The organism is Desulfothermus sp., from assembly GCF_053993635.1.
In genome coordinates this window covers 1-5,209 of the sequence record NZ_JBMYBT010000115.1, presented here as the reverse complement: position 1 = coordinate 5,209, position 5,209 = coordinate 1, and the positions used below count along the sequence as shown (strand labels likewise).

At 33.6% G+C, this 5,209-nt stretch carries 6 protein-coding genes; 1 reads left to right on the top strand and 5 read right to left on the bottom strand.

The features are described from left to right. Window positions 1–230: 230 nt before the first annotated feature. Window positions 231–662 (top strand): TIGR00366 family protein, encoded by a 432-nt coding sequence (locus ACY2V1_RS08485; RefSeq protein ID WP_461834361.1) that lies wholly within the window; start codon window positions 231–233, stop codon window positions 660–662. Window positions 663–716: 54 nt separating this feature from the next. Here the strand turns inward: ACY2V1_RS08485 and lhgD are convergent, their stop codons facing one another. The 5 genes from lhgD to ACY2V1_RS08460 all read right to left on the bottom strand — a co-directional run. Beyond that, window positions 717–1,910, bottom strand: a complete 1,194-nt coding sequence (gene lhgD / locus ACY2V1_RS08480; RefSeq protein ID WP_461834359.1) for an L-2-hydroxyglutarate dehydrogenase — start codon at window positions 1,908–1,910, stop codon at window positions 717–719. After that, window positions 1,907–2,713 (bottom strand): TatD family hydrolase, encoded by an 807-nt coding sequence (locus tag ACY2V1_RS08475; protein ID WP_461834358.1) that lies wholly within the window; start codon window positions 2,711–2,713, stop codon window positions 1,907–1,909. Before ACY2V1_RS08475 ends, lhgD begins: the two co-directional genes overlap by 4 nt. An 88-nt stretch (window positions 2,714–2,801) precedes the next feature. Beyond that, window positions 2,802–4,034 carry a menaquinone reductase integral membrane subunit QrcD gene (gene qrcD, locus ACY2V1_RS08470; RefSeq protein ID WP_461834357.1) on the bottom strand — a complete coding sequence of 411 codons (1,233 nt, stop codon included), beginning with the start codon at window positions 4,032–4,034 and terminating at the stop codon, window positions 2,802–2,804. Window positions 4,035–4,040: 6 nt separating this feature from the next. Continuing rightward, entirely contained in the window at window positions 4,041–4,808 is a 768-nt protein-coding gene (gene qrcC, locus ACY2V1_RS08465; protein ID WP_461834360.1) for a menaquinone reductase iron-sulfur cluster-binding subunit QrcC, read from the bottom strand. A 26-nt stretch (window positions 4,809–4,834) separates the two neighbouring features. Beyond that, a partial coding sequence (locus tag ACY2V1_RS08460) for a molybdopterin dinucleotide binding domain-containing protein (RefSeq protein WP_461834356.1) occupies window positions 4,835–5,209 on the bottom strand: 375 nt, incomplete at its 5' end.

The window sequence follows — 5,209 nt, the reverse complement described above, 5'->3', positions numbered from 1 at the left end:
GCTTTTTTGAGTCTTTTAAGAATACTATCAGGTGTGCCGAGGTACTTTTGCCATTTTACCTTAACCTTTTTACCTTCTCTGACAGTTTCTCTCAAATACCAATAGGTTCTACCTTTAATTTTCTTTTTATACAAATGTGCCATAGAAATACTATATCAAATAGGTTCTACAATAGCAAGAAAAAAGTTAAACTTTTCTTGAAAAAAACCGCAAAAAACAATAAAAAATAAATAAAATTTGATAGGTTCTACTTAAGGAAGTGTTCTAACCCTTTTTATGCAGGGATTATGGGGATGATGAAATTGTCAGGACTAGTTGGTGTGATGGCTGGTTGGTTTGTAGCAATATCTAACACTACTACTTATCCTGTATTTACATTTATTAGTGCAGCCATTGTAAATCTTTTTGTCCCATCAAGTGGTGGTCAATGGGCAGTTCAAGGCCCTATAATTGTAAAGGCCGCAGAAGCCCTTCACTTTTCTATTCCAAAGACAGTTATGGCCCTTGCTTATGGAGATCAGTGGACTAATTTATTTCAACCATTTTGGGCATTGCCCCTTCTTGGAATATGCGGTGTCAGGGCAATGGATATAATGGGTTATTGTATGACACTTATGTTCTTGGGTATTCCTATTTTTATTTTGGCACTTTTGATATTTTAACTAAATTTAAACCTAACCCAAGTTACTATTTTGACAAACTTGGGTTAGGTTAATTTATATATAATTTTCAACAACCCATTTGGTAAATGGATAGCTTGCTGTAAAGGCAGGTGATACTGCGTTTAATATATGGACAGATGTATTATCTCCTTGGACTTTAAAATCCATTACCAATTTTCTTGTCTTGATGTCTAATAACTGGGCTCTAATTCCTGGAGCTCCCCATTTATTGAAATTTGATCTATTTATATTTTTTACCAATTTTAGTGCCTGATTAATTAGATAGTTTTTATTATATTTTTTAATCTCTTCAAAGGTTAAATTCCTAAATCCAAATGAATTTGTCAAAAAAAGTATTCCTTCCCACTTTAATATCTCAAAAAATTCATTTATTTTAAACCTATCTAAGCCCTTGTAATTTTCCCTCCAAAATGCTGGAATTGCTGTAGGACCTATTTTTATAGTACCATCCACTTTGATTGTATAATGCACCCCTAAAAATGGATTTTTTATATTTGGAACAGGATATATATTGGTTTTTATTGGTTTATCTAGACCGGTATATTCTAAATAAATGCCTTTGAAAGGAATTATTATATAATTTTCAGCAAATCCATAATCTCTTGCAATTTCATCTGCATATAGACCTGCGGCATTTATCAATTTTTTGTAGTTAAATTGATATTCACCTGCTTTTATAGCATTATTATCTATTTTTGCCTTATAAGATGTGTTAAAATAAAAATCAACTCCTGATTGTTGTAACTTATTCTTTAAAAATCTTAATATCTCTTTTGGATTTATAGTTGCTGTTAAAGGCGACCATAATGCCTTTTTATATGTTTTTGCATTGGGTTCATACATCTCTAATTCTTTTTGGTCTATTAAATACAACTGAACATTATTTTTATCCCCTCTTTTTTTTAGTTCATATAGAGTTTTCAGCTCCTCTTCATTTTGACAAACAACCACTTTTCCGCATTTGTTTATCTGCAATTTATTTTCTTCACAAAACTTTCTCCAATATAAACAACCGTCCTTAGTAAATTTTGCTTTTAATGACTCTGCTGAATAATAAAAACCTGCATGCAAAACCCCGCTATTTCTACCTGATGCATGAAAACCTATTTCTCGCTCTTTATCTATAACAGCTATTTTTGAGTTTGGATATTTTTCAAGTAGATTCTTAGCTAATGTCAGCCCAATTATACCAGAACCTATAATAATGAAATCATAATGTTTTTTCATATGTTAAAAAATTCCTTTGCATTGTTACTCAATATTTTCCATGCATTTTCTACGTCAATACCTTTTATTTCAGCTATTTTTTTTGCAGTATATACCACATAACCTGGCTCATTCCTCTTTCCCCTAAAAGGGTGAGGGGTCAAAAAGGGTGAGTCAGTTTCAACAACCATTCTATCAATGGGGATTTTGGATACTGCTATTTGTAATTTTTCTGATTTTTTAAAAGTAACAGGTCCTGGAACTGAAATCATCCATCCATTTTTCAATATCTTTTCTCCAAGGTCTATATCTTTTGTAAAACAATGCCATATTAATGGACGATCTTGAAATCCCATGTCTTCTAATATTTTTAATGTATCTGACTCTGCATCCCTAGAGTGAATAACTACTGGGATATCTAATTGTTTGGCAATTTCAAGTTGTAGTTTAAATACTTTTATCTGGTCTGTTTTTGAAGAATAATTTCTATAAAAATCAAGCCCAACTTCGCCAACTGCCCTTAATCTTGAATCCTGTTTGAATATTTCTATCATACTGTTTATATCTTTTTCATCTACTTTAGACGCTTCATGGGGATGGATTCCAAGGGTGAAATATATATTTTGATAGTTTTCAAATAATTTTCTTTTGTTATTATATGAGTCTATGTCTAAAAATACATTTACAATATATATTACTCCTTTTAATTCAGCCCTTTTTATTACTTCATCTAAATCTTCAGAAAAGTTTTCAAGATCTAAATGGGCATGGGTATCAATTCCCTCTCCTGGCAATATAAGATTATCAACTATCTTTTTTTTCATACATAACACCTCACACCTTTAATAAATATATGAAGGGGCGATTTATTCGCCCCTTAATGCTTAATAATTATTTTCAGTAATTTAATTCTTATTTGCTATTTAAATATTTCTCCTGGGGAAATACAGGCAGGTATCTGTAAGAGAGAGAGATTATAATTGCAGCGTAGGCAATTACCATAACTGATGTTGCCCATTCTGTCCAATTTGGTATATATACATACCACTTATCAAAGGGTAAAACTGGTATTGCAAGGGTCTGTACAGTAAAAACAAACCTATTTATTATTATTCCTGTACATGTGAGTATTCCAGCAATATAGAGAAGTGCAGGTGTTTTTCGTATCTTAGGGATAATCAACATAATAGCAGGTATAACCCCGCATATCACAATCTCTGTCCAAAGGAGCCATTTTCCATAAACCTCATTATACATTTGATCAAAGGTAAATCCCATTTTAGGGAGTATTCCCGTTGCCCAGCCATAGGTATCCAGGATCTTAAAAAATATATAGATAACAAGCAATATCCCAGATATTTTCCCCATTAAGTCCTTGACTGAATATGAAACCAATTTCTTTTTTGTGAGTTTTTCAATTGCAGTGCATATCAAGACTGTAAAAAGTGGACCTGATGCAATTGCAGATAAAATAAATAGAAAGAACGTCCATGGCCAGATAAAAAATCCTTCCCTAAAAGCAAATGGTCTTCCAAATAGTACTCCATACATGCCACCTAGTGATCCCTGGTGAAAAAAGGACAAAAAGGTACCTACTGCTGCAAATAAAGGCATAAATACATGAAAATTATGTGCCATATGATGACAAAAGGGATTTTTATTTATCTGTCTATTTTCCAATATAATTGGCAGATATTCTATTGTGAGAACCATGAGATAACATGTTATACAAAAAATTACTTCTGTTAACATTGAGTGGACATTTGGATGCCAATAACCAAACCAAGCCCGTAGTGGTTGTCCAATATCCAGGGCCAAGATCATCATTGCTCCTGAATAACACAAAAATCCTATTATAACAGCAAGGTTTATAATGTGTTTTAGCTCATCTATCCTCAGGATATATCTCAAAAATCCACTGAAAAATGCACCAGCTCCAAGGGCGATTACAGCAAGATCAAAGGTTATCCAGAGGCCAAATCCAAAGTAATTATTAAGACCTGTAACTCCTAGCCCTTTCCATAAAATCTTTATGGCTGCAATGATGCCTATGAATAAAATCAAGAGCAAAAAAAACATCCAGGCCATAAACTTTGGAAAGGAGCACCTATCTACACCTTCTGGGATAAATTTTTCATCTATCATATTATTTTACCCCTTTTGTTTTTGGTGTTTTATTTCATTATCAGCTTGTTCTCTCACCCATTTTCTCCTACTTATGTAGTATACCTGGGGTTCTGTTCCCAGTTTTTCTAATAATCTAAAAGCATATTTACTTTTGATGAGCTTTGCTACCTTGTGTTTGGGATTATTTAAGTTTCCAAAATAAATTGCCCCGGTTGGACATGCCTCAGCACAAGCTGGCTGATATGCATCCTCTTCTAGATCTAAAGGATTTTTGCCTTCAGCCCTTGCCTTTTCCTTTGCCCGTTGAAACCTATGATGACAGAAGGTGCATTTTTCAACTACACCCCTTGGTCTTGTGGATACAAATGGAGTTAAAGACTTTTCCATACCTTCTGGCCACACTGGATCATACCAATTAAATACCCTTGCATGATAAGGACATCCCGCCATACAGTACCTGCAACCTATACACCTTGGATATATCTGGGAAACAATTCCGCCTTCTTCATCTTTAGTAGTAGCTACAACTGGACAAACTGAGGCACACAAAGGGTTTCCACACTGCATACATGGCCTAGGTAGATATGCCTCGTCATAATCCTCGCCTGTTTTTCCATTTGTTAATTTGTAAATAATTAACCAATGCACAGTTCTTAACCTATCAAAGGGCTTTGTGGCTGGTGGTATGTTGTTTTCTGCCTGACACGCTACAACACATGCACCACATCCTGTACACTTATCTATGTCTATGACCATTCCCCATCTAACTTTAAATTCGTGATGAATTTGCATAAGTCCTGACATAGTTTAACTCCACTTTAAATTTTGGTAACATTCACATTAGTTGGAGACCAATAAAATGATCCAGTTTTCTCATCTCTTTTCATGGTAAAAAGATCTGATACATTCTCTCCAATATCCTTGTTAAATACATCATCTATGTCTCTTCCAAGACCCGTTAAAGTAGCGATTGCTCCTGATATGACCCCTGAATTTATTTTTATCTTTGCTGTTATTTCTCCAGATTCTGTTTTTATGTTTACTAGGTCATTTTCATTTACATGATAATTTTGTGCAGTAGTTGGATTGATATAGGCTATAGAATACTTACCTCCTATTTCATCTTCATATATTACATCTAAGGCAAATGGATATAGACCCACTAAATCACTACCTACTTTACTAATACTAAT

What these genes read in the sequence shown, in the direction of transcription:
- lhgD (WP_461834359.1), bottom strand. Translation starts at nt 1,910, where the DNA reads ATGAAAAAACATTATGATTTCATTATTATAGGTTCTGGTATAATTGGG.
- ACY2V1_RS08475 (WP_461834358.1), bottom strand. Translation starts at nt 2,713, where the DNA reads ATGAAAAAAAAGATAGTTGATAATCTTATATTGCCAGGAGAGGGAATT.
- qrcD (WP_461834357.1), bottom strand. Translation starts at nt 4,034, where the DNA reads ATGATAGATGAAAAATTTATCCCAGAAGGTGTAGATAGGTGCTCCTTT.
- qrcC (WP_461834360.1), bottom strand. Translation starts at nt 4,808, where the DNA reads ATGCAAATTCATCACGAATTTAAAGTTAGATGGGGAATGGTCATAGAC.